Annotated in this window: 19 protein-coding genes and 5 pseudogenes; 14 read left to right on the plus strand and 10 right to left on the minus strand. The window is 72.4% G+C overall.

The genetic code is table 11. From position 1 onward, the window contains the following. The first annotated feature begins 231 nt into the window (after positions 1-231). From pgfA to AC069X_RS21630, 8 genes are all read left to right on the plus strand, one after another. Entirely contained in the window at positions 232-1,260 is a 1,029-nt protein-coding gene (gene pgfA / locus AC069X_RS21595; protein WP_478730371.1) for a cell envelope lipid trafficking protein PgfA, read from the plus strand. 264 nt (positions 1,261-1,524) lie between these two features. Further along, the gene (locus tag AC069X_RS21600) at positions 1,525-2,751 is read left to right on the plus strand and encodes a glycosyltransferase family 4 protein (protein ID WP_478730373.1); all 1,227 of its coding nucleotides are present in this window, start codon (positions 1,525-1,527) and stop codon (positions 2,749-2,751) included. Beyond that, positions 2,744-3,493: a class I SAM-dependent methyltransferase gene (locus AC069X_RS21605; protein ID WP_478730375.1), complete on the plus strand. Its 750-nt coding sequence runs from the start codon at positions 2,744-2,746 to the stop codon at positions 3,491-3,493. The genes AC069X_RS21600 and AC069X_RS21605 overlap by 8 nt, the downstream gene beginning before the upstream one ends. A 22-nt stretch (positions 3,494-3,515) precedes the next feature. Then, positions 3,516-7,805, plus strand: a complete 4,290-nt coding sequence (locus AC069X_RS21610; RefSeq protein WP_478730377.1) for an alpha-(1->3)-arabinofuranosyltransferase domain-containing protein — start codon at positions 3,516-3,518, stop codon at positions 7,803-7,805. Further along, positions 7,802-9,322: a condensation protein gene (locus AC069X_RS21615; protein WP_478730379.1), complete on the plus strand. Its 1,521-nt coding sequence runs from the start codon at positions 7,802-7,804 to the stop codon at positions 9,320-9,322. The genes AC069X_RS21610 and AC069X_RS21615 overlap by 4 nt, the downstream gene beginning before the upstream one ends. After that, the gene (locus AC069X_RS21620; protein ID WP_478730381.1) at positions 9,319-10,113 is read left to right on the plus strand and encodes a class I SAM-dependent methyltransferase; all 795 of its coding nucleotides are present in this window, start codon (positions 9,319-9,321) and stop codon (positions 10,111-10,113) included. Before AC069X_RS21615 ends, AC069X_RS21620 begins: the two co-directional genes overlap by 4 nt. 3 nt (positions 10,114-10,116) lie before the next feature. After that, on the plus strand, positions 10,117-11,022 hold the full coding sequence (locus tag AC069X_RS21625) for a DMT family transporter (RefSeq protein ID WP_478730383.1): 906 nt from the start codon (positions 10,117-10,119) through the stop codon (positions 11,020-11,022). Then, positions 11,019-11,225 carry a Trm112 family protein gene (locus tag AC069X_RS21630; protein WP_478730385.1) on the plus strand — a complete coding sequence of 69 codons (207 nt, stop codon included), beginning with the start codon at positions 11,019-11,021 and terminating at the stop codon, positions 11,223-11,225. The genes AC069X_RS21625 and AC069X_RS21630 overlap by 4 nt, the downstream gene beginning before the upstream one ends. A 151-nt stretch (positions 11,226-11,376) precedes the next feature. Here the strand turns inward: AC069X_RS21630 and AC069X_RS21635 are convergent, their stop codons facing one another. Further along, positions 11,377-11,862 carry a phosphate-starvation-inducible PsiE family protein gene (locus tag AC069X_RS21635; protein WP_478730387.1) on the minus strand — a complete coding sequence of 162 codons (486 nt, stop codon included), beginning with the start codon at positions 11,860-11,862 and terminating at the stop codon, positions 11,377-11,379. Between the two features lie 127 nt (positions 11,863-11,989). Here AC069X_RS21635 and AC069X_RS21640 point away from each other — a divergent pair, with 127 nt between their 5' ends. Both AC069X_RS21640 and AC069X_RS21645 read left to right on the plus strand, forming a co-directional pair. Next, positions 11,990-12,358, plus strand: a complete 369-nt coding sequence (locus tag AC069X_RS21640) for an ArsR/SmtB family transcription factor (RefSeq protein ID WP_478730389.1) — start codon at positions 11,990-11,992, stop codon at positions 12,356-12,358. Between the two features lie 58 nt (positions 12,359-12,416). Beyond that, a pseudogene (locus tag AC069X_RS21645) lies at positions 12,417-12,572 on the plus strand (N-acetyltransferase family protein); the annotation flags it as partial. 5 nt (positions 12,573-12,577) lie between these two features. Here the strand turns inward: AC069X_RS21645 and AC069X_RS21650 are convergent. The 4 genes and pseudogenes from AC069X_RS21650 to AC069X_RS21665 form a co-directional block, all read right to left on the minus strand. Then, positions 12,578-13,522 (minus strand): arsenic resistance protein, encoded by a 945-nt coding sequence (locus AC069X_RS21650; RefSeq protein ID WP_478730498.1) that lies wholly within the window; start codon positions 13,520-13,522, stop codon positions 12,578-12,580. Between the two features lie 171 nt (positions 13,523-13,693). Continuing rightward, a pseudogene (locus tag AC069X_RS21655) lies at positions 13,694-13,912 on the minus strand (pyridine nucleotide-disulfide oxidoreductase); the annotation flags it as partial. A 46-nt stretch (positions 13,913-13,958) separates the two neighbouring features. Then, positions 13,959-14,753, minus strand: a complete 795-nt coding sequence (locus tag AC069X_RS21660) for an aquaporin (RefSeq protein ID WP_478730391.1) — start codon at positions 14,751-14,753, stop codon at positions 13,959-13,961. Positions 14,754-14,794: 41 nt separating this feature from the next. Further along, the gene (locus AC069X_RS21665) at positions 14,795-15,109 is read right to left on the minus strand and encodes an ArsR/SmtB family transcription factor (RefSeq protein ID WP_478730393.1); all 315 of its coding nucleotides are present in this window, start codon (positions 15,107-15,109) and stop codon (positions 14,795-14,797) included. A gap of 103 nt (positions 15,110-15,212) precedes the next feature. Here AC069X_RS21665 and AC069X_RS21670 point away from each other — a divergent pair. After that, positions 15,213-15,633 (plus strand): annotated as a pseudogene (locus AC069X_RS21670) (arsenate reductase ArsC). A 259-nt stretch (positions 15,634-15,892) separates the two neighbouring features. Here AC069X_RS21670 and AC069X_RS21675 read toward each other — a convergent pair. After that, on the minus strand, positions 15,893-17,851 hold the full coding sequence (locus tag AC069X_RS21675; protein ID WP_478730500.1) for an APC family permease: 1,959 nt from the start codon (positions 17,849-17,851) through the stop codon (positions 15,893-15,895). Between the two features lie 219 nt (positions 17,852-18,070). Here AC069X_RS21675 and AC069X_RS21680 point away from each other — a divergent pair, with 219 nt between their 5' ends. After that, positions 18,071-18,625 (plus strand): hypothetical protein, encoded by a 555-nt coding sequence (locus AC069X_RS21680; protein WP_478730395.1) that lies wholly within the window; start codon positions 18,071-18,073, stop codon positions 18,623-18,625. 565 nt (positions 18,626-19,190) lie between these two features. On the opposite strand, the gene AC069X_RS21685 is transcribed toward AC069X_RS21680, so the two are convergent. After that, positions 19,191-19,811: a hypothetical protein gene (locus AC069X_RS21685; protein WP_478730397.1), complete on the minus strand. Its 621-nt coding sequence runs from the start codon at positions 19,809-19,811 to the stop codon at positions 19,191-19,193. 348 nt (positions 19,812-20,159) lie between these two features. Further along, complete coding sequence (locus AC069X_RS21690) at positions 20,160-20,333, minus strand: hypothetical protein (protein WP_478730399.1); 174 nt, start codon at positions 20,331-20,333, stop codon at positions 20,160-20,162. Positions 20,334-20,866: 533 nt separating this feature from the next. On the opposite strand from AC069X_RS21690, the pseudogene AC069X_RS21695 reads away from it, so the two are divergent. Next, positions 20,867-21,650: pseudogene (locus AC069X_RS21695) on the plus strand (IS701 family transposase); the annotation flags it as partial. Positions 21,651-21,769: 119 nt separating this feature from the next. Next, positions 21,770-22,075: pseudogene (locus AC069X_RS21700) on the plus strand (IS481-like element ISMva2 family transposase); the annotation flags it as partial. A 134-nt stretch (positions 22,076-22,209) separates the two neighbouring features. Here AC069X_RS21700 and AC069X_RS21705 read toward each other — a convergent pair. Both AC069X_RS21705 and AC069X_RS21710 read right to left on the minus strand, forming a co-directional pair. Beyond that, a complete protein-coding gene (locus AC069X_RS21705; protein WP_478730401.1) occupies positions 22,210-22,497 on the minus strand; it encodes a hypothetical protein in 288 nt (95 codons plus the stop codon). Beyond that, positions 22,461-23,012, minus strand: a complete 552-nt coding sequence (locus AC069X_RS21710; RefSeq protein ID WP_478730403.1) for a hypothetical protein — start codon at positions 23,010-23,012, stop codon at positions 22,461-22,463. The genes AC069X_RS21705 and AC069X_RS21710 overlap by 37 nt, the downstream gene beginning before the upstream one ends. Positions 23,013-23,906: the final 894 nt, after the last annotated feature.

Raw genomic sequence — 23,906 nt, forward strand, 5'->3', positions numbered from 1 at the left:
ATCGGCCTCTCAGTCGATGAGGTCGGCCACCCAGCGCGCCGGCCCGGTCCGGCGCGGTCAGTATGCGAGGCGCATTGACAGGTGGTCAAGCTCCACCTAGCTTCGCCGTTCACGGCAGTGTTACCGCCGGGTAAGTCGCCTATCGCCCCGGACGGGTTGTGATCCGTACGCGCGGCCGTTCCCGCACCACCCCGAAACTTCCGCTTCTCGCGTCCGTATCGGAGTACCCGCATGCGTCGTTCCGTATCGCCCTTCTCCCTGGTCCTGCTGGGTACCGGCGTCTTCCTGCTGGTGCTCGCACCGCTGCTCGCCTGGTACGTGGAGCCGCGCGCCAAACGCACACCGACAGACACCGTCTCCACGACGGTCTTCGAAGGCCGGGGCAGCTATTTCGACACCGATTCCGTGTCCACGGTCAAGGACCAGGAGCTCACGATCACCCGCCGGGTGGTGGGGGACGTCGCCGGCAGCGAGCGCAGCGGCAACGCGGTCTGGGACGTGTCGACCCAGATCGACACGCCGAAGACGCTGCCGCTGTCCGACCCGCGGAAGTCCCTGCAGTGGACCACCGAGCGCTGGGTGACCGACCGCCGGACGAACCTCCCGGTGCACTGCTGCGAGGAGAAGCCCCGGTTCGAGGGCGAGGCCTACCTGAAGTTCCCGTTCGACGTGGAGAAGCGCACCTACGCCTGGTGGGACAGCAGCCTGGGCGCCACCGTGCCCCTGGAGTTCGACGAGGTCACCAGGATCGACGGGCACGAGGGCTACCGCTTCGTCGGCTCCGTCAAGGCCACCGCGACGGGCGTCCGCCTGGTGCCCGGCGTACTCGTGGGCAGCTCGCAGCCGGGTCAGGTGGCGGCCGAGGAGTGGTACTCGAACGCACGGATCGAGCTGACCGTGGACCCGCGGACGGGCCGGATCATGAACGCCGTGATCGCGCCGACGAAGACCCTGAGGGCCCCCGGTTCGCAGGAGGACGCGGTCACGCTGCTGTCGAGCGAGCGGCTGGAGTTCACCGAGGAGACCCGGCGCGAGCAGGTCGAGCTGGCCGCGGAGGGCAGTGGCCTGCTGAAGCTGCTCGGTGAGACCGCGCCCGTGGCGGGCGGGATCGCGGGCGGTCTGCTGACCGCCGCCGGCGTGGTGCTCCTGATGCGGGGCCGACGGCCCGGTACTCATCGGAGTGATGAATCCGCCCCTCTCGAACGCCCCGAACTTGTCACCACCGTGAGTAGCCGGAACGAATCGCGAAACGAACACTGACGTTACCCCTCGGTAAGGCCAGTGTTACCTGGCGAAACCGCCTGTCCACCAGCGCCGCCACCCGCACGGCACCACGGCACCGAGCACCACGGCACCGCAGCACCGAGCACCACTGCACCGAGCACCACTGCACCGCAGCACCCGCACGGCACCGCAGACCGCAGCACCCCCGACCGCACACCGAGCCAGCCCAGCGCTTCATCCCCGGAAGCCCGGCCATCCCTCACCCGCCTGCCTCCCGCAGCCGCCGAGTTGGAGCACTCCATGCCCCAGCGCGTGTCCGCTCTGGCCCCCGGCCAGACGGATTCCCCATACGTCCCCGCTCAGTCCCGCACCGGCGGTCACCTCGCCGGCCCCCTCGCCGCGGACCAGTACAGCGCACCGTCCACGACACCCCCGCCGCACCGGATTGCCTTTCTCGCCCGCCGGGACCTGGCCAATCCGGCCGCCGGCGGCTCGGAACTGCTCATCGACCGCATAGCCGACGGTCTGACCGCCGACGGCCACGAGGTCACGCTGGTATGCGGAGGCCCGGCCGCCGCACGCGGCTACCGGGTGGTCTCCGCGGGAAGTGACGCAGGTCACTTCCTGCGTGCCAGGTCGACCTTCGCCCGCGAGGTCGGCGACTGCGACCTGCTGGTGGAAGTGTGCAACGGCATGCCCTACCTGGCGCCGCTGTGGCACCGCGGACCGACGTTGTGCCTGGTCAACCACGTGCACACCGATCTCTGGCAGATGCGTTACCCGGGCCCGGCGGCCCGGCTCGGACGCCGGCTGGAGCACTGGGCCCTGGCGGGCACGCACCGGGACAACCTCATGGTGGCCGTGTCCGGGTCGACCGCCGCCGAGCTGCGCGGCATCGGCGTTGCCGCGGACCGCATCCGGATCGTCAACAACGGGGTCGAAGACCCCGGCGACCTGCTGCCCGAGGCGAAGGAACCGCTGTTCCTGGCCGTCGGCCGGCTGGTGGAGTACAAGCGCATCGACCTGCTCCTCAGGCTGTGGGAGCGGGTCCGCCCGGTCACCGGGGGCCGGCTCGTCATCGTGGGGGACGGGCCCGAGCGGGAGCGGCTGGAGGCCATGGCCGGCCCCGGCGTGACGTTCGCGGGCCGGGTCACGGACGCCGAGAAGCACCGGCTGATGTGCGAGGCGTGGCTCCTGCTGCACCCCTCGCTCGTCGAGGGCTGGGGGCTGGTCGTCACCGAGGCGGCCGCCCGGGCCACCCCCGCGATCGGATTCGACATACCCGGCCTGTGCGACTCCGTCGTGAACGGGGAGACGGGAGTGCTCGTCCGGGGCGAGAGCTCGTTCGCCGCGGCGTGGTGCGCCCTGTCCCTCAGCGGCGAGCGCCGCGCGGCCATGGGACGTGCCGCCGCGCAGCGCGCCGAGCGGTTCCGCTGGAGCGCGACGGTCCGCCAGTTCCAGGCGGTCGCCGCCGAGGCCGCCTCACGCGCCGCCGCGCCGGGACGCGGCAAGGGCGGTCATGGCTGAGATCACCGAACGCGGGTTCAAGGACCCGTCGCTGAGGCGCTCGGCCGCCCTCTTCCGCGCGTTCATGCGCGAACCAGCCGATCCTGAGCGGTGCTACACGCTGCTGGCCCGCGACTCGGTCGCGCAGGTGGCCCGCCACATCGACCTGACCGGCAAGATCGTCGTCGACATCGGCGGCGGCAGCGGCCACTTCACCGAGGAGTTCCGCCGCCGCGGCGCGCAGAGCTACCTCTTCGAACCCGACCCGCGGGAGCTGGGTGCCCGCGGACGTCCCCCCGAGGACGCGGTACTCGCGGACGGCTACCTGCTGCCGCTCGCCGACGGGGCCGCGGACGTGTGCTTCTCGTCCAACGTGCTGGAGCACGTGGCGGACCCGCAGACCTTCATCAGCGAGATGGCCCGGGTCACCCGCCCCGGCGGACTGATCTACCTGTCGTTCACCAACTGGCTCTCCCCCTGGGGCGGTCACGAGACCGCGCCCTGGCACTACTTCGGCGCCGACCGGGCCCGCGCGCGCTACAGACGGCGCACCGGCCGCGAGGCGAAGCACACCCTCGGCGAGAACCTCTTCGCCGTCCACATCGGTCCCACCCTGCGGCACGTCCGCGGCCGGGACGACGTCCAGGTCGTCACGGCCCGATCGCGTTACTGGCCGTTCTTCGCGAGCACGATCACCCGGGTGCCGGGGCTCCGCGAGATCGCCACCTGGAATCTGCTGCTGATTCTCAGGCGAAGCCCATGAGCATGCGAAGCGAGGAACGGTCATGACCACTGCGGTCCAGGCGCCCACCCGGGCGCCGCAGCCCGGCCCGACGCCGTCGGAGGCATCCGGCGAGCCGCGCGGAAGACGCCTGCTGTTCGGCTTCTGGGCCGTCGTGCTGCTGGCGTTCGCGTCGGTGTCCCCGGGGAAGATGACGTTCGAGACCAAACTCGGCGTCGCCCTCGACCCCTGGCGCTTCCTCGGCGACCTCGGTTCGCTGTGGAACGGCAACGTGGGCCTCGGCGGCATAGCCAACCAGTACGTCGGCTACGCCTTCCCGGCCCTCCCCTACTACGCGCTGACGGACCTGGTCCGGCTGCCGGTCTGGATGGCCGAACGGCTCTGGCTGTCGATCATCGTGACCGCCGCCTTCTGGGGCGCGCTCAGGCTCGCCGAACGGCTGCGCGTGGGCAGCCCCGCGTCCCGCGTCCTCGCCGCGGTGGTCTACGCGCTGTGGCCCACCTTCACCATCGTCGTCGGATCCACCTCCGCCGCCGCGCTGCCCGGCGCCCTGCTGCCCTGGGTGCTGCTGCCGCTGACCTCCGCGGCCCTCGCCCCCCGCATCGCCGCCGCGCGCTCCGCGCTGCTCATCCCGTTCATGGGCGGCGTCAACGCGGCCTCGACCCTGGCCGCGCTGCTGCCCGTGGGCCTGTACCTGCTCAGCCGTCCTGCCGGACCGCGCAGGCGCGCCCTCCTCCTCTGGTGGATCCCCGGGGTCCTCCTGGCCACCCTCTGGTGGGTCGTACCGCTGCTCCTGATGGCCGCGCACGGCGAGAACTTCATGCCGTACGTCGAGCAGGCCGACACCACCACCGCCACCATGTCCGCGACCGAACTGCTGCGCGGCGCCGGCAACTGGGTCGCGTACCTGAACTTCGGCGAGGCCTGGCTGCCCGCCGGCTGGACCGTCGCCACCTCCGTCCTCGCCGTCCTCGGCTCGGCCTTCGCCGCAGCCCTGGGCCTGGCCGGCCTGGCCCGGCGCGACCTGCCGGAGCGCCGTTGGCTGCTCCTGACCGTCCTCGCCGTCGCCCTGGTCACCCTCGCCGGATACGGGGGCGCCTTCGGCGGCCCGTTCCACGGAGTCGTCCAGGAGTGGCTGGACGGGCCGCTCAAGCCGTTCCGCAACGTCTACAAGTTCCAGCCCGGACTGGCCCTCGCGCTCGTCCTCGGCCTGGCCCACCTGACCGCCGTACTGTCCGCCGGCCGGGGCCTGCACGCCCGGCTGCGCGGCACCCGCTGGGTGCCCGCCGCCGCCGCGGCGCTGGTCCTGCCCGGCCTGGCGCTCCCGTACGCCACCGGCGCGGTCCTCCAGCCCGGCGCCTTCGGCAAGCTGCCGGGCCACTGGGCGCAGGCCGCCGACTGGCTCAAGGAGAACGCCCCCCAGAGCCGCGCCCTGGTCGTCCCGGCCACCGCGCACGGCATCTACACCTGGGGTTCGCCCATCGACGAGCCCTTCGACGTCCTGGCCGAAACCCCCTGGGCGCAGCGGGACTTCGTCCCCTTCGGCACCCCCGGCGCCCGCCGCATGACGGACGCCGTCGAACAGGCGCTGCTGACCGGAACCGAGGTTCCCGGCCTCCAGGCCTACCTGGCACGGGCCGGCATGCACGAGGTGGTCGTCCGCAACGACCTCGACCCCGACCAGATCGGCTGGGTCCCGCCGCAGACCGTCAAGCGGACCCTGGAGTCCTCCGGCTACCGCAAGGTCACCGGGTTCGGGCCGCTGGTGACCGGCGGACGCATCGCCCCCGACACCCCGCTCCAGGTGCAGGGGCACTACCCGCGGCTCCAGGCCGTGGAGATCTACGAACCGCAGGACGGCACCGCCCGGCCCGGCAGGGTCGGAGTCTCGGCCGTCGCCGACACGGCTGTGGTCAGCGGGGGGCCCGAGGCCCTGCTCCAGCTGTCCGCCGACCCCTCGATGGCCGGCCGGCCGGCCGTCCTGGCCGGGGACGGGCTCCCCAAGGACCTGGTCGCACCGGTGAAGGCAGTCGCGGACGGGCTGCGCCGCGCCGACACCCGGTTCGGCCTGGTGAACAACAACACCTCGTACACGTACACCGCGCAGGAGCGCAACCACTCCGGCAGCCTGCAGAACCCCGGCGAGCAGCCCAAGCAGATCCTGCCGCGGCCGGGCACCGACCACCAGACGACGGCGGTGCTGCGCGGCGCCCGCACCGTCACGGCCTCCAGCAGCGGCAACTGGCTGTTCCACCTGCCGCAGTTCGACCCGGTCCACGCCTTCGACGGCAACCCCGGCACCGCCTGGGCCGAGGGCAGCCCGGGCGAGCCGGCGGGGCAGTGGCTCAAGGTGGAGTTCGAGCGGCCGACCGAGGTCCCCGACTCGCTCCAGCTGACGCCCCTGCCGGGTGACGCCATGCGCGCGGCACCGACGCGGGTGCGGATCGAGACCGACCGCGGGTCCGCCGACAGCCCGCTGAAGACGGACGGCCGGCCGCAGGCCGTCAAGGCCCCCGCCGGCGAGGCCTCCTGGATGAAGATCACCATCCTGGCGGCGCAGCAGTCCCGCCCGGGTCTGTCCGGTGCCGGATTCTCCGAGGTCTCGATCCCCGGAGTACAGGTCACGCGCATGCTGGTGCTGCCCGCCGACGGGCAGCGCACCGACGCACCGGCGAGCGTGTACTCCGTCCACCGCGGGACCGACGCCGGCGGCTTGTCGCCCGCATCGGCCGAGGCGGGCCTGCACCGCCGGTTCACCACCGGCGAAGCGGGCGAGTACGCGGTGTCGGCACGGGCCGTCGGCCTGCCCGGCGACGCACTGGACGCACTGCTCGACCGCGCGGCCCCCGGACCGCGGGACCGGCTGACGGCCACGGTGGACTCCACCAGCCACAACGGCACGGCACTCGGCGCCCGCAACCTGGTCGACGGCGACCTGACGACGGCCTGGATCGCGGGCGCCCGGCCCGTCGTCCACCTCTCCTGGCCGGGGATGCGGAAGATCGACGAGATCATCCTCGTGGCGGCGGGCGGGGTGTCCACCCGGCCCGAACAGGTGACGATCACCTCTCCGCACGGCGCCGCGATGGCCGACGTGGACGGGAACGGACGCGTCCGCTTCCCGGCGATCGAGACGGACCGCCTCGACATCACCATCAGCCGGGCCGCCCCGCTCACCGTCCACAATCCGGTGGCGGACGCGCGGGTACAGCTGCCGGTCGGGCTGAGCGAGGTGCACGTTCCCGCCCTCGCCGACCTGAGGGTGCCGCGCCCGCCGGCCTCCGCCCGCTTCTCGCTGGAGTGCGGTCAGGGCCCGGACCTCGCCGTGGGCGGTGTCCTGCACAAGACGAAGGCGTCCGGATCCGTCCGCGACCTCACCGACCGGCGCCCCGTCACGGTCTCCCTCTGCGCCGGGCCGGAAGCCGACGGCACTCTGGAACTCCCCGTCGGCGACCACGAGGTGGAGGCCGCCGACGCCGGCCCGCTGGCGATCACCGACGTCACCCTGACCCGGGGCACTCCGCAGGCCCTGACGGGAGCGGCGGGCCGCGAGGCCACCGTCACCGGCTGGACCGATGACAAGCGGACCGTCGCGGTGTCGGCGGGCTCCGGCGGGGCCGCGTACCTGCGGACCTACGAGAACGCCAATGACGGCTGGAAGGCCACCCTCGACGGCAAGGAGCTCCAGTCGGTGCGCCTCGACGGCTGGCAGCAGGCCTGGGTGGTCCCGGCCGGCGCGTCCGGCACCGTCACCATGGAGTTCGAGCCCTCCGGCACGTACCGGGCCGCCCTGATCGTCGGCGCGCTCGCGCTCGCCGCCCTGGCCGCCCTGGCCTTCGCGGGCCGCAGGCGGGCCGACGGCCAGACCGCGGACGCGCAGCCCGAACCGCCGGCCCCGGGGATGATCCTCGGAACGCTGGCCCTGACCGCGGTCGTCGCGGTGGCGGCGGGGCCGCTGGCCCTGGCCGTGCCCGTACTCGCCGTGGCGGCGCGGTTCCGGCCGGCCGTGCTGGGGCCGATCGCCGCGGCGGCCATGGCCGGAGCCGGCCTGGTCGCGGCCATCGGCGCCGGGGAGCCGGTCGCCGCCGCGGAAGGCGCGTTCAGCGGCCTCGCGCAGGTGCTCGCGCTGGTGGCGCTGTCCGCCGCGCTGGTGACGGCGGTCCGTCCGGCGGCCGGCCCCTCCGGGCCGCCCGACGCACCCGGGCGGGACGACGACGGCGCCCACGAGGAGCCGGAAGGCGGACCGGCGGTCACGGCCGCCCCGGCCGGCACCGGTGTCGAGGGCCCGCCCGGGCCGTCCCTCCGGAAGCCGGACGGAGGGGCCTCTTCGTGACGGCGCCGTGGACCGCCGCCGGGAGGGGTTCCGCGACCCCTCCCGGCGGGGTCCGTATCCCCTTCCCCACCGTCGACGAGGTGTCGCGCCACTGCCTCAGCACCGACGAGCCGGAGAGCGTGCACATCGAGGTCCACCTCCCCGGACGGCCGGACCCGGCCCGCCTGCGCACCGCGTTCCGCCAAGCCCTGCTCGCCCACCCCAGGGCGCTGATGCGGGAGGTGCCCGGCCGCGGGCACCGGCGGACCCTCGCCTGGGAGCTGACCGGCGAACCGGACGGCGAACCGGTGCGCTTCGCGGGCCGGGGACCCGACGCCCTGGCGAAGGCCAGGGCCCTGGCCCTGGCCGACTGCCCCTCGCTCGCCCTGTCACCGCCGCTGCGCCTGGACGTCGTGGAGGAGGCCGGGGGAGCGGCCGCCGGCGGGCCGCCGCCGCAGGACGGGGACCCCGGCCCCGCGACCGGGACCGTACTGCTGCTGACCCTGCACCACACCGCCCTCGACGCCCCGTCCGGCCTGCGGATCCTCGCCACGACCGCCGAACGGTACGCCGGCACGGCGGCCCTCCCGGTCCCCCGGCGTACCCGCCCGGCCCGGCCCGGCCACCCCGGCCCGGTCCCGAGCGGGGCCCGCGGCACCGGCCGTACCGTCCTCACGCGCCCGGTACGGGTCGCACCCGGCCCCCGGCCCGAGCCGGTCCCCGGCCGCGCCACGGGCAACGGCATGCTCCAAGCGGACCTTCCCGTTCCGGTACGTGCGGCGCCGGCCGGAACCCCCCCGCCGTGGACCGTCAACGACCAGCTGCTGGTTGCCGTGGCCCTGACGGTGGGCCGCTGGAACGCCGCGCACGGCCGCCCGGCCGGCCCCGTACGCCTCACGATGCCCGTCGACGACCGCCCCCGCGGCGCGGAGATGCCGATGGGCAACGGAACCCGGCTCGTCGAGGTGGCCATGTCCGCCGAAGACCCCCGCGACACGGACCTGCTGCGCGGCGCGCACCCCGACCCGGCCGCCCTGGACCGGCTGCTGCGCACCACCGCCCGGCGCACCCGCGCCCTGACCGCGGTCCACGGCGCCCCCCTGGGCGCCGGGACCGGTCTGCTGACCGCACCCGTGCTGCCGGTCGGCCTCCGGGGCGCTCTCACCCGCGGCGCCCGGCGGGCGGCCGCACCCTGGACCTCGACGGCTCTGGTCACCAACATCGGACGCGTGCCGTACGCCCTCGACTTCGGCGACGCGGGCCGGGCCACGGCCGTGTGGTTCTCCGCACCGGCGCGGATGCCGCGCGGGCTGAGCGTCGCCGCGGCCTCCACCGGCGGGCGGCTGCACGTGACGCTGCGCTGGTCGCGGGCGCTGCTCCACGACTCGGCCGGTGCGGACCTGGCGGGCCTGTTCGAGGAATCACTGGCCGCGACCTCCCTCGCCCCGGGCGGCCCGTACCACCACCCCACACGGCATCCGGAGCCGGCGGCGGGCGGCGCCCGCCCCACCCAGGACCCCCACGAAAGGCCGTCATGACCTCTGCAGCCACCGGCTCCCCGGCAACCGGGAATCCTCCCGGGGCGGCGGTGACCTCGACCGGCCCGCGCCTCCCCGGCCTGCGCGACTTCTACGAGAACCCCGCCGTGCCCGTCGCGTCCGGGGAAGCCCGCACCCTGCGCCAGGCCCGGATGCTGGCCGCCGCTCTCGGCCCCGTCGGGCCCGGCCGCCCGGCCGCGACCGTACTCGACGTGGGCTGCGGCGACGGCACCGCCGGCGCGACCGCGGCCCGCGTGCTCGGCGGGCACAGGATCGTGGGGATCGACTGGTCGCAGGACGCCCTGCGCCGGGCGGCGCCGCGCCTGAGCCAGGTCGTCCGCGGCGAACTGACCGGCAGCGGACTGCCGTTCGCCTCCGGCAGCGCCGACGCCGTGCTGTTCAGCGAGGTCGTCGAGCACCTCGTGGACCCCGACAGCGCCCTCGACGAACTCCACAGGGTGCTGCGGCCCGGCGGGCACCTGATGCTCTCGACGCCCAACCTCGCCGCCTGGTACAACCGCGCACTGCTGCTCGCCGGAGTCCAGCCGGTGTTCTCCGAGGTGAGCCTGCGCGGCATCCACGGCAGACCGGGCAGCGAGGTCGTGGGCCACCTGCGGCTGTACACGGCACGCGCGCTGCGCGAGTTCGTGACGGCGTCCGGGTTCGAGGTGGTGTCGTTCGCCGGTGCGCCGTTCCACGGGGTGCCGCGCCCGCTCAGGCCGCTGGACCGGCTGGCCTGCGGGATGCCGTCCCTCGCCTCCATCCTCCTCGTCCACGCGCGGAAGGCATAACCGGTGGTGTGGGGTGTGGCCGCCGCCCTGGTGGCGAACGTCCTCTACAGCACCGGCTTCGTCCTGGAGAAGCGGGCGCTGGCCGCCATGCCGCCGCTGAGCATCGCACAGCCCGGCCGAGCTCTGCTGCTGCTGGCCGGCCGACCCCTGTGGATCTGCGGTGCCACGGCCCTGGCCCTGGGCTTCGCCGCCCAGCTGGCGGTCTACCGCACCCTCCCCATCGCCGCCGCCCAGGGCCTCTTCCTCACCGGACTCGTCCTCCTGCTCGCCCTCTCCTCGACGGTGCTCGGCGAGCGCCCCTCCGGCCGTGAACGGCGCGCGGTGGCCGTCATCCTCCTGGCCCTGGTGATGGTGGTGTCATCCCTGTACGGGACCGGCGAGGACATCAGCCGCACCGCACCCACCGGCCTCCTGCTGGCCCTGTGCGTACCGACCCTCGCGGCCGGGCTCGTGCTCTACACGACCGCCGAACGGCGCGCCCGCCGCCGCCACCGGCAGCCGACCAGCGGAGTGGCCTACGCGGCCGCGGTCGGTCTCATCTACGGCGTCAGCTCGCTCGCGATCAAAGGCGTCTCGGGGCACCTGGACACCTCTGACCTCCTGGGCTCCGCCCCGGCCCTGCTCGCCACCCCCTACCCCTACCTGCTCCTGCTCACGGGGGTCAGCGGACTCGTACTGTCACAAACCGCCTTGCAACGCTGCAGAGCATCACTCATCGTCCCCGTCTGTTCGACGGTCGCCTGCGTCTACGCCGTGGTGACCGGCACCATCGCCTTCGACGAACCCCTCCCCGACGACCTGCCGCGCCTGCTCCTGCGCCTCGGCGGCACCGTGCTCGCCCTGACCGTCCTCCTCACCCTCCCGCGACACGACGCGGACCACACCTCTCCCGAAGGAAACCCGCCGTGAACCCCGACAACCCGCTGCTGAAGATCCTCGCCTGCCCCCTCGACAAGGGCCCGCTGATCCTCGACGAGACGGGGGGCGCCCTCTACAACCCGCGCCTGCGCCGCAGCTATCCGATCGTCGACGGCATTCCCCAACTGCTCCCTTCCTCGGGCATACCCGCCCCCGCGGAGGAACCCACCGCCGGGAACACACCCGACGCGTGACCGCCGTGCTGTACTGGGTCACCCCCCGCCCAGAGCCCGGAATGTAGGGATCCCGGGCCTCACGTCCCGCTCGAATCGTCGGTCGAACCGGGTCGCTCACCTGGGCGTGCGCCGCACGCCAGGGCAGCCGTCGCCTGGTCGAAAGACAAGCTCATCCGTCCGCCAGCTCGGTGCCCGACCGCCGTTCTGCGGCCAGTGCCCGCCGCCAGATCAGGAGCGACAGGGCCATGACCAGGATCAGCGCGGTCAGGATGAGCAGTTCGACGCCCTGGACCTGCCACTTGAAGGACTTCTCCGACTCGGCCGTCACGATGAGCACCTTGCGGACGCCGGCGATCACGCCGACCACGAGGAACGGTTCGGCGTTGAGCGTCCGGTTCAGGATGGTCAGCCTGACCGTGTGCAGCAGCTCCGCCACGATGAAGAGCACCAGGCTGCTGTCCAGCGCCGACAGCACGATCGTCTGCTCGTCGTAGGGCCCCCTGATACCCCTGACGACGTCCCCGACGACCCCCACGGTGAGCAGTGCGGCGAGCAGGAGCAGGAACGCGGCGACGACCAGGTGGATACCGTCCTCCGCCCTCTCCAGGAAGCGCTGGATCCGGGAGCCCTGCCGGTTCTGGGGAGCGGCCGTCATGCAGCGCAGGCTAGACGTGCGCCGACGGGCCGGGGCGGATGCACGCCCTGTCCGAACGGGTGACGGACCATCCGGCCCCGGGCAAGCGGCCCTCCCCCCTTGGTTCGACATATGTCAACATAGACGCATGTCGAATGCGAAGGTGTTGCCACTTCTGGAGCCCGAGGCCGTCGCTGCGTGCTGCCCGCCGCTGACCGAGCGCCCGATGTCGGCGGAGGAGGCCGAGGTGGCGGCGAAGATGTTCAAGGCTCTCGGCGATCCCGTGCGCCTTCGGCTGTTCTCCGCCGTGGCCTCCCACGAAGGCGGGGAGGCGTGCGTGTGTGACATCTCCGACGTGGGGGTGTCCCAGCCGACCGTCTCCCACCACCTGAAAAAGCTGAAGGAAGCGGGCCTGCTGTCGTCGGAACGCCGTGGGACATGGGTGTACTACCGGGTCGAGCCGACCGTCCTCGCCGCGATGGGCGCGCTGCTGGCCGGCGCCGCGAAGGCCGCGTGACGATGACGCACGTCACCCAGATGCTGCCCGAGCACGCCGGACCGGTGCTCGCGATCAGATCCAGTCCGGGATCTTCCCCGAGAACGCCGCCAGCCTCGCCCTGCACCAGCGGGCCGGGTTTCGGGTGATCGGGACCCGTGAGCGGATCGGCCGCCAGCACGGCGCCTGGCGCGACGTCGTCCTCCTGGAACGCCGCAGCCCGCTGATCGTCTGAACCGGTCAGCGCGTTCCGGGCACGAGGCGCGGCACCGCGCGAACGTAGACGACCATCCCGACGACCTCCACCAGGGTCTGGGTGACCACGACGACGGCGGCGACGGCCAAGTCGTCGGGCAGTGCGAGGGCGAGCGGGAGGACGACGAGGGAGTTGCGGGTGGCGCCGGTGAAGACGATCGCGCGGCTGTCGGGTGCGTCGAGGCGGAAGAGGCGGGCGACGGCGAGTCCGGCGAAGGCCATCACGATCAGGAACGCGGCGTAGACGGGCACAACCGCGGCGACGTCGGCGAGGTTGCCGCCGAGCTTGGGCACCTGGGAGGCGACCACGGTGAACAGGGTGGCGGCCATCAGCGGCACCATGGCCGCCGTGGCGGCGTCAGAGGCCCTCCGGCCGGCCGGGCGGCGGGCGGCCCAGCCCTGGGTGAGCCAGGCCAGGGCCAGCGGAAGCACGATGAGGAAGACGAACGCCTCCAGGAACGGGCCGGCGTCCACCACGTCACCGAGGTCCGGTCCCATGAACAGCCACAGCAGCGGCGGCAGGAGCAGCATCTGCGCGATCAGCAGGAGCGGGGTCGCCGCCAGGAGCCGCCCGCTGTTGCCGCCGGCCAGCCCGCTGAAGACGATCACGTAGTCCACGCACGGCGCCAGCAGCACCAGCAGCACCCCGATGCGTACCGCCTGGTCGTCCGGGAGGAACGCGAACAGGCCCGCGACGACCGCCGGCACCACTGAGAAGTTCACGACCAGAGCAGCGGCCAGGAACCGGCCCGCCCGCAGCGAGCGCAGCAGTTCCTTGGCCGGGACCTGGAGGAAGGTGACGTAGAGCAGGGCGCCGAGGACGGGACTGATGGCGTGCTCCAGCGGCGGCCCGGCCGCCGGGGCGGCCAGTCCGACAGCGGCCCCGGCCGCCATCGCCCCCAGGTAGACGGAGACCTGGTGCTGCTCCATCGCGGCCACCAACCCCTGGTCCTGCTGCTGTGCCACTGCTTCCTCCCCGTACGGTCCCCGCCGCCTGGCGCCTCTTGTCCGGCCCGGGCGCAGAAGACCCTACGTGTCCCGAGGCGGTCAGTGCTGCCGCGGGTCGGGCGCCTCCGAACAGCCGCAGCCCGGCACACCCGGGTCGCCGTAGCCGAGGAAGTGGGATCGAGGGTCCCCCACCGACCGGGTGCCGCTGGTGGCGACGTGCCCGCGGGTGCCGCGCAGGGGCAGGCCGGCCGTGTGGGCCAGGGCGGGGCGGAAGCCCGTGCATCAGATCACCGCGTCGGCCTCGGCCCGGGTGCCGTCCGACCATTCCACGCCGCCGGCGGTCAGCCGGGAGAACATCGGCCGCGCCGCCACCGGGTCCAGGACTCCCAGGTGTGCTGCCAGGCCCCGCCGGGCTGCGTCATGCCGCGGAAGCCCCGGTGTCCGTCTTGCCGCGCATGAAGATGACCGCCACCAGCGCCAGACCGACCACGACGCCGATCAGCTGCATGCCGATGAAGCCCGGCACCGAGGCGGGGGCGATACCGGCGAAGGTGTCGGTGAAGGAACGCCCGATGGTCACGGCCGGGTTGGCGAAGGAGGTGGAGGAGGTGAACCAGTACGCGGCGCCGATGTAGGAGGCGACAGCGACCGGCGCGAAGCGGAGCCGGTCGGTCCTGGCCAGGCCGAAGATCAGCAGGATCAGGCCCGCGGTGGCGACGACCTCGCCGAGCAGCAGATTCCCGGCGGAGCGGTCATGCTGCGACCACTTCACCAGCGGCTCGCCGAACATCGCGTCCGCCAGGATCGCGCCGCCGATCGCGCCGGCGATCTGGGCCGGGACGTAGACGGCGAGCTCGCGGGCGTTGACGCCGGCGCCGCCGCAGCGGGCGGTCCACCACTCGGCCAGGGTGACGGCCGGGTTGAAATGCGCGCCGGACACCGGGCCGAGCAGCGAGATGAGGACACCGAGGCCGAAGACCGTGGCGGTGGAGTTCGCGAGCAGCTGCAGCGCCACGTCGTCGGTGAGCTTGGTGGCCTGGATGCCGGAGCCGACCACGATCGCGACGAGGGCGGCGGTGCCGACCAGCTCGGCGGCCGCGCGGGCGATCAGCGGCGTGCGGGGCGGGGTCGCGCCGGGGGCGGGCTGCGGTGCGTCGGCGGCTATGGCCGACTGCCCTGCGGGGGCGACGCCGACGGGCTCGGTGGCGGTCAAGGCGGGTTCTCCTCGGGCAGGTGAGGGCAAGAGAGCGAGGCTTAGGGGCAGGACCGCTTGAGGTTCGCTTCGGCGGTGGCGCGCGCGGTCGCCGCGAGATCGGCGAACTGACCGGCGATGCCTTCGATGACTTCGGGGCGCAAGCGGTAGTAGGTGAACCGTCCGCACGGCTCCGTCTCGACGACCCCGGCCTCGCGCAGCACCTTCAGGTGGTTGGAGAGGTTGGTCTGCTTGGCGCCCGTCTCCTCCACGAGGTGGGTGGTGCAGAGTGTCTCCTTGGCGAGGAGGGTCACGATCCGGAGCCTGAGCGGGTCGGCCAGAACCCGGATCAAATCAGTGTCGACTGACGTCATCATGGACTGATACTGTCACATCATCGAGGGCTGACACCAGCCCAGACTGAACCATGCCACGGGGCTGTGGCCTGGCGAAGCCGCGCCCGCCACGAAGGAAAAGCCGATGTCCGCGAACCCGCTCGCGTCCGTTCTCTTCGTCTGCATCCACAACGCCGGCCGCTCCCAGATGGCCGCGGGCTTCCTGCGCCACCTCGCCGGCGACCGCGTCGAGGTCCGCTCCGCCGGATCCATGCCCGGCGACCAGATCAACCCGTCCGCCGTCGCCGCCATGGCCGAGCTCGGCATCGACATCTCCGGCCAGACCCCCCAAGGTCCTCACCCCCGAGGCCGTCCAGGCGTCCGACTACGTCATCACCATGGGCTGCGGCGACGCCTGCCCCTGGTTCCCCGGCAAGACCTACCTCGACTGGCAGCTCGAAGACCCCGCCGGCCAGGGCGTCGAGGCCGTCCGCCCCATCCGCGACGAGATCAAGGGCCTCATCGAGGGCCTGATCGCCGAGATCGACGCCAAGACGAAGGCCTGAGGCTGAGGTGACCGAACCTCCGGCCCCGCCGGACACACCGCCGCCCTCTCCACCGCCCGCGCCCAGCTGAAGCCACCGGCTGACCGGCCGCGGCACCGAGCCGATGGCGGGCTCGGAGAGCCTGGCCAGGGCCAGTAGACCAGCTCCGCCAGGAACGCGACGATCATTCGGCGGTCCGGGGTGGAGGTCGTGCTCTGGCAGGCCTTTCGTTCTCCCCCACCCGGGCAGCCGGGGAGGTGGCGGCGTGCTGCCGCCTCGGTCAGCCCCCTACGTGGATGCCGGGGCGGCGTGCGGGGTCGGGCTCATGGCTGCGGATGATCTCGCGGGTGACCGGTGCGGTGTCACCGCGGCCGAGGAGGAAGTAGCGGACCATGTGCACCAGCGGGCTGCCCTCGGCCCAGGCGAAGTAGCAGTGCGGCTGCACACCGGTGGCATCCCGCAGGGCCAGCAGGACCGCGGCGATGGCGTTCGGTGCTGCCGGCGCGCAGGCGCGCAGGATCCGGTGTCCGTCCACCTCGACGCCGCGGACGGTGAGGGTGTCGCGGAAGTCGGAGGGGTCGACGACGTCGATTTCGAGGAAGATCACGTCAGCGCTGCCGGGCACCGGATTGACGCCGCGCTGCTCGCGTTCCTTGGCGCTGTACTCGGCGAGGTCTCCGGCCTGACGGCGGTTGGCGATGAGGTTGATGGCGTTGTCGTGGGTGAGGGTGTCGTCGATGAACCGGCGGGCGTCGGCGTCGAACACGATCCGGTCGGCGCGCAGCTCGGTGGTGCGCGAGACACGGGAGATGAGCGAGACGATGATGATGCCGGCGATGAAGAAGGCGGAGATGACGATGCCGTCGGGCTTGTCGATGATGTTGGCGATCAGGGCGTAGAGCAGGACGGCGGTAAGCAGGGCGAAGCCCGCGGTGGTGGCTCGTCGGCGGCGGCGTGCGGTGGAGACGGTGACGGCGAAGGCGCCGGAGACCATCATGGCGAGGATGCCGGTGGCGTAGGCGCCGGCCTGCTCGTCTACGTCGGCGTCGAAGGCGATCGTGATGCCGACGCACAGGAGCGTGTAGACGATCACGACCGGGCGGACCGCGCGGCCCCATTCGGGGGCCATGCCGTAGTCAGGCAGGTAGCGGGGGACGATGTTGACCAGTCCCGCCATGGCGGAGGCGCCGGCGAACCACAGGATCAGAATGGTGCTGATGTCGTAGACAGTGCCGAACGCCTCACCGACGTGCTCGTGGGCCAGCCACGCCAGGGCGCGGCCGTTCGCCGCGCCACCCGGTTCGAACAGCTCGTGCGGGATCAGCACGGTGGTCACGAAGCTCGCCGAGAGCAGGTAGACGCTCATGATCAGCGCGGCGGTGGTCAGCAGCCTGCGGGTGTTACGGATCCGCGAACGCAGCCGCTGCTCCGCGTCCGCGCCGTCGGCGGCGACCAGCGGCATCATGCTCACCCCCGTCTCGAAGCCGGACAGGCCCAAGACCAGCAGCGGGAACGCCAGCAGCGCCGGGCCCACGAGGTCGCCGAGGCCGCCGCCGCCTCCGACGAGGGCATCGGTCCAGGCCGCATACGCGCTGGGGGTGGCGATGACGTGGGCCAGGCCAACGCCGATGACGACGGCGTTCAGGGCGAGGAACACGGCGACGAGCGGGATGGCCACGCTGACGGCCTCGCTGAAGCCCAGCAGGAACACCCCGCCGAGCACCAGCAGGAGCGCGACGGTCAGGGCGACCTCGTGGCCGTGCAGGGCGGCCGGGAAGAAGGGATTCTCCACCACGTGCACGGATGCGTCCGCGGTGGACAGGGTGATGGTGATGATCCACGACGTGGCGACGAAGCCCAGCAGGACGAGGACGAACAGCTTGCCCCGCCAGAACGGCAGCAGGTCCTCCAGCATCGCCACCGACCCGGCGCCGTGCGGACTCTCCTTCGCCACCCGCCGGTACATCGGCAGCATCCCCAGCAGCGTCAGCGCCACGATCAGCAGCGTCGCCAGCGGCGAGACGGCGCCGGCGGCGAGTGCCGCGATCGCGGGGACGTAGGCGAGGCTGGAGAAGTAGTCCACGCCGGTCAGGCACATCACCTTCCACCAGGCGTGCGGCTCGGCATGCGCCTCTCCGGCCGCCGGACCCACCGGCTGTACCTGGTGCTGCAGCAGCCACCGCGCCAGCGCGCCGGACGGCTCGGCGCGCGGCGCAGGGCTGTCCACCACCTCCGGCATCACCGGCTGATCCGCTTCCCTCACGGCCCCATCAATCCCTTCCGGCCAACCCGGGACACCCACGACACTCGGGGCCCCACGACGATCACCGAGTATGCGCCCGCCACCAGCGGCCACCGCACCCGACAAGCGGGCCCCCGCAACGCCCTCCCCGCACATCCACGCATCGCCCGACCACCGGTGGCATCTCCTCCATGCCGTCATAAACCGGCAAAGAGAGTGCAGATCGTCCGCCGAAAGGCCTCCACGGCTGCCGATCCCGCGCTCTTGCGGCACGTCCCGATCGCCGAAAATCTTGACGCATCCCTAACGGCCACCCTGTGCAACAAGCCCGTCAACAGGCGAACCCGATCAGCCCACACAGCAGCCGGCCCCGGCTCCGGCTTTGAGACGCCGCCGAAAGAAGCCGGGCAGCGCGAGGAATACGACGCCGACACGACCAGGAGGAAGATCAGCAACCGTCGCCCGATTTTGGCGCTCGCACTGGCCTTCCCGCTCGCCGTGGCCTCGGCAGGAGCCTCCGCCCCGACCACCGCCACCGCGGCGGCAAGGGACAGAAGATGCGCGGCGTCCCGGCCGCACAGCGTTCCAAGCAGATCCACTTTGGTCGGTGCGCAGTCCATCACGACCTGCCCGGGTGTGCCCCTGGGCGCGCTGGGCGGCGGCGTACTCTTCGGCGGCGTCGACTACGTCGTCGGCAACTCCGCCCTCACCGGCCGCGAGCGATCCAGCACATCGAAGCGATCATGGACGCCGCCTACACGGAGGACGTGACCCGAGCCTCCCCGCTCACCCCCCCGGGCGCGCGAGGCCACCATCTCGCATGCCGTCGCCCTGACCCGGACCGGAGACACCAGCGATATCAAGGGAGCCACCATCCTGCTCGTCGACGACGTCTTCACCAGAGGATCGCAGCTCCAGCACGTCGCGCTCCGGCTCCGGGCGACCGGCGCCGCCGACGTCCGGGGCCTGGTGCTCGCCCGAGTCCCCTGGAGCGGATGAACCCCCAGACGCGCCGTCTCGACCTCGCGCGGCCTGTTTCGGACGGTAGTCATGCGGCGGCTGAGGCCCGGGCACCCAGGTCCTGGAACAGAGCCTCGACTACGACACCGACCACCTCTACACCGGCCTCGCCCCCTCGACCTCATCCTCCGGCGCCGCGGCCGCAATGGCGCCACCCCATCAACAGACCCCACCGGCGCCACGGCACCCCCTGACCCACCACGCGCCGGCTGGGGTTTCGCCGAACGGACTTCGACCTGATCGCCGGCCGGATTGGGTCGCTGTCCCCCGTCGCCGTCTGACTGAGCGGGGAGAGTCGGCATTGGAAGCGGTCCGACTAGAGGCGCTGGACGAACTCGCAGCCGGGCTCGACGAAGTCGCGGTCCGCTCGGTCGGCGACCAGGATGTCGAAGTTGGTGCCGCAGTCGATGTGGTCGAAGCCGCCGTTGCGGCTGATGATGGTGTCGTTGCCGCCGCGGCCGATCATTGTCAGGGTGAGCAGGGGCACGGTGTTCCTCCAGCCGTCCGGGTCGGTGAGCCGGTCAGGGCCGGGGCCGCCGACCAGGATGTCGTTGCCCTGCCCGCCGACGAGGTCGCTCGGGAGGTCGGTGTCGTTCTGGGCCGTGTCGTCCCGGTCGCCGAGGTTGGCGACGATCCGGGTCACGCCGTCGACCGCTCCCGCGCAGACCACCGTGTGCCCGCTGCCGTTGCAGCCCGTGCCCGCGGTGAGATTGCTCGTCGTGTCGGTGACCCGGATGGTGCCGGCACTGAAGTCGTCGAACGTGACGGTGTTGGTCTCGCCCGGCAGGGCGGTGAAGGTCAGCCGGCCGTTGATGACCGCCACGAAGGCTGGGCTCGCGGACGCGGGGCTCGCGAGGGTCATCGTCAGGGTGAGTGCGGCCGCGGCGGGGACTCCCATGCGGGCAGCTGTCTGGAAGAGTGAGGTCTTGAGGGGCATCGTGCTGAGATCCCTTGAGTCGCCGGTCGCGGGCCTGGTCTCGAACCCGCCAGCGGCTCATTACCCGGGGCGACCGGTGCTTTCGTAGGGTCCGCACCGATGTAACTCCTCTGCCCCACAGCCGCCCACGAACGGCCCCCTCACGTCATCCAGCGGTCCTCCCGGGCTGAAACCCGGGAGGTTCGAGAGCGGGCCGCCTGGGCGTGCAGGAGCGGCGCCCCCGGGCGTCGGCAGCAGCCGGGCGGTGACCCTTCCGTTCGCGACGGCGCCCAGGTGGACGCCGCCCAGGCGCGGGTGGTTGTCGCCATCGCCGCGGGTCGGGCTGGCCCCCGCGTGCCGGGCGCAGGTTCATCCAGCCGCTCCTTCGCCCCGGGCGGCAGCGTCAGCGGAGACGGCGTTCTGCTGCACGTTGTTGAGGCGGCCGACCTGGCGCTCGATCAGGCCGGCAGGGAAGGAGGAGCTTCCTTCAATGTCGAGCCGCGTGAAGGTCGCGATGGTGTTCCCGGCCTGTACGACGGTCACCTGCTTGTCGGCGGCAGGTCCGTCCGGGAGAGGGACGTGCTCCCGCAGGGTCACCGTCTCGGCACGGCGGCATGATCCCTGCCTCCCACCGGTGACGGTCCTTCCCGCACAGCTTGGCCGTCCGCCCCGGGGGCACGGTGCGGCACGGCCGGTTCATACGCCCGGCCGGACGGCATGAGGGCCGCATGGCCCGGGAAGTGGTGTATCCACCGAACGCCCGCTGGGTTCCGGGCCGCTACTGGGCCCGCCTGCGGGGAGTCGGGCGGGTATGGAACGGGTGAAGCCGGGGCGTGCTCGTCGGGCGAGGCTGGAGTGCGGGCGCTGCGGTACGCGCGCCGAGGGACTGGACATCGGCGCCCGCCGAGGACTGGAGCGGGCGTTACGAAGGCGGCCGCCTGGTGCTCGTCGTGTGCCCGCCGTGCCACAGCCTGGTGGAGACGGCGGCGGAGGTGAACGCGGCCGCCGTGACGGTGGGGAAGGAGGCCGGGGGGCGGTTCGCCGCGCAACCCGTGGTCTCCCTCACCGCTAGGCAGGCCTGGCGGCTGTTCCTGCCACAGTCGTGGGACAGGCCCGAGGCGGCCGCACGCCGGGCTGCCTGCCGGATCCCCCAGGACGAGCATCACCGCCCGAAGTGGCAGCTTGCCCTGGAGATGCTGGACGAGCTGTCGGGGATCGGTCTGCGGCCCGCCGCGCTGGTCGCCGACACCGGCTACGGCGCGAACGCCGACTTCCGTCACGGACTGGAGGAACGGGGGCTCGCCTACGTTCTGCAGGTCAAGGGCGAGATGACCCGCCCACGGTGAAGATGCCGTGCCGCACCAGCCCGCCTGCACCGGCCTCGGGCCCCGCCCGCTGCCCCGCTACCGCACCCGGCCGGTCTCCTTACGCGAGCATGTGCCGGCCGCCGGACGCCGGCGGGGCCGGGCCGTGACCTGGCGCAAGGGCTCCAAAGCAGCGTTGAGCTCACACTTCGTCCTCCTGCGGGTCCGCCTGGCAGGCCGGCGGCCCAAGCCTGCCGAGGACGGCACGATCGGTCTGGTCTGGCTGATCGCGCAGTGGCCCGAGGGCGAGGCCGAGCCGGTCAGGTACTGGATCTCGAACCTGCCCGCGAACATCCCCGCCAAGGACCTGGTCCGGCTGGCGAAGTCCCGGTGGCGGATCGAGCACGACTACCGCGAGCTGAAGACAGCCTTGGGCCTGGACCATTTCGAAGGGCGCTCGTTCATCGGCTGGCACCGGCACGTCACCCTGGTCACCGCCGCCCACCTGTTCCTGACCGAACAGCGGAGCAGCCCAAAAGCCCCTGCCAGGGCCTGACCCTCTACCAGGCCCTGGACCTCCTCCAACACCTCATCGCCACCTGGACCGGCACCTGCCCCACCTGCCAGCAGACCGTCCCACCGCAGCCCTACGACACCGGCTAACAAAGCACTACTAGGGCGGTCGCCGACGTGTTCGTGCGGGCCATGCGGATCCACGGGGTGCCGGCCGAGGTGCTCACGGACAACGGCAAGCAGTTCACCGGCGGCTACACCCGGCCCAGGCCCGCGGAGGTGCTGTTCGAGCGGGTCTGCCGGCAGAACGGGATCGGCGCGAAGCTGACCAAGCCGTACTCGCCGACCACCACCGGCAAGATCGAACGCTGGCACCGGACCCTGCGCTGGGAACTGCTCGACGGGTCAGCAGGACGAGCTGGCACCCCGCGTGCCGCTGGCCCGCGGCCGCCATGGCCTGACCCCTACCGGAGGCGGGCTGCCCGCCCGCCAGTACCAAGACTGGCTCGTCCTGAGGGGTGTAGCCGGAGAACACGAAGTCGCGGACGCGGTCCTCGAAGCGGGCACGCAGCTCTTCTTCGGAGAGGTAGTAGTCGCTCGCGTCAGCCACGGGCATGACGCAGCTCGGCGAGGGCCGCCGTCCACAGCCGGATGTGCTCGATGAGCTGGGCGCGGTCGGTGGCCGGCACTGCCCGCCTCGTGTCGCGCAGCACGATCACCTCCCGCCACCAGGCCGCTCGTTCCTGCGCGGTTGCGGCCGTGTCGGAGAGCCGGGTGTAACGGGCGGTCAGCCGATTGGCGGCCTCGGTGAAAGCGTCGTAGACCATCGCGGTCGGGATGTCGGCGTACGGATCTATCGAGTGCTCGTCAGGCGTGCTGTTGGGCGACACGCTGTCTCCTGTTCAACGGGATCGGTGACGCTGGGCACGGTTCGTCCCCCGAAGGCTTCGGCCGTCAGGAATCGGCGCGCGCTGCCGTCGGCCAGCTGGTCGAAGGCCTGCCGGAAGACGGGCACGTTCTCGTCGGCCATCCGGTAGGCCATGGCCTTCTGCCAGCTGGGGTGGTCCGGATCGTCCTGCGGGGTGATGGGCGCCGCGGTGCCCTCGGGCCACCACCGCATGCGCACACCGCGCGGCAGTGCCCGGGTTAGGGCGATGGTCGGGCCGCGCAGTTCGCCGCCGAACTCGCCTCGCAGCGTCTCGGCGTCCAAGACCCCGTCCTCGGTTCGGACGACGAGCCGGGCGCACCGCAGCGCGTTCTCCGGCAGGGACGTCAGATAGAGCACGGCCCGCTCGACATCCCACTCGGTGCCGACGGTGAGGGTCAGCTCGTGCCGGTGGTCGGCGTACAGGGCGAGCAGATTGCGCTCGAACTCCGGGGAGGCGCCCTCAGTGGTGATCTTCATGAGCGCTCCCGGTGGATCTTTACCCCGTTCTCCTTGCTCTGCACAGAGCGATCATGCCCGAGCGTGGGCGGCCCTTTACGGGCCCCGGAGGATCTGGCCGAAATTCTCCACGCGCTCGGTCGCCGCGGCGGCCCTGCCGGGGCTGATGTCCCTGTACGAGCAGCGCGCCGTCGCCCTCCGGGTCGCGATGCTCCTCCTGCGCCGGTGAAGGCGTCTCGGATGGCAACGGTCACCTCGTTGTGCTTCGGGTCCCTCGCGGCCGGACAGCGCCGGCGGGCCGAAGCGGGCTCCGCGGGGCCGGGGCGCTGTCTGCTGTGTCAGTCCTCGATGTTGGCCAGGGCGCCGGCGACATCGGCGCTGAGGGCGTAGCCCGGGCTGTCGTCGAGCAGTTCTCTGCGGGCGTTGTAGCGCTGGGTGATGCGCTGACACCCCGACCACGGCGACTGCTACCAGCACCTCGTCCTTGACCTTGCCCGGCCTCGAACGGACTGGCTGGAGCGGCTCCTCGACTCCTGCCTGCTGACGGACGCCGCGTACACGGCGGGTCGTGAAGCCTGGAAGGACGACGCCGCCTGACACGCGTGTACGAACCCGATCACGTTCGTACAAGGATACCCCCATGGTCCGACGCACCCCACCCCGCCAAGCCGCTTAAGTCCCGCCGGCCGGGACCACAATCGACTACAAGGACACCGACCTGGTCCGAAAGCGCATCTCCGACCGCGGCAGGATCCGCGGGCGACGCGTTAACCCAGGTCGCGGCCCAGCAGCAGCGCGCCTTCGCCGCCGCCATCAAGAACGCTCGCGAGAAGGGCCCGTCAGCTGGGCACGCTGGAGAGCTGCGCGGCGCAGGGGGATAACCCAAGTGATTGCCGTTTCGCTGCCCCCGCGTAG

It is taken from the genome of Streptomyces sp. NPDC043896, from assembly GCF_056435605.1.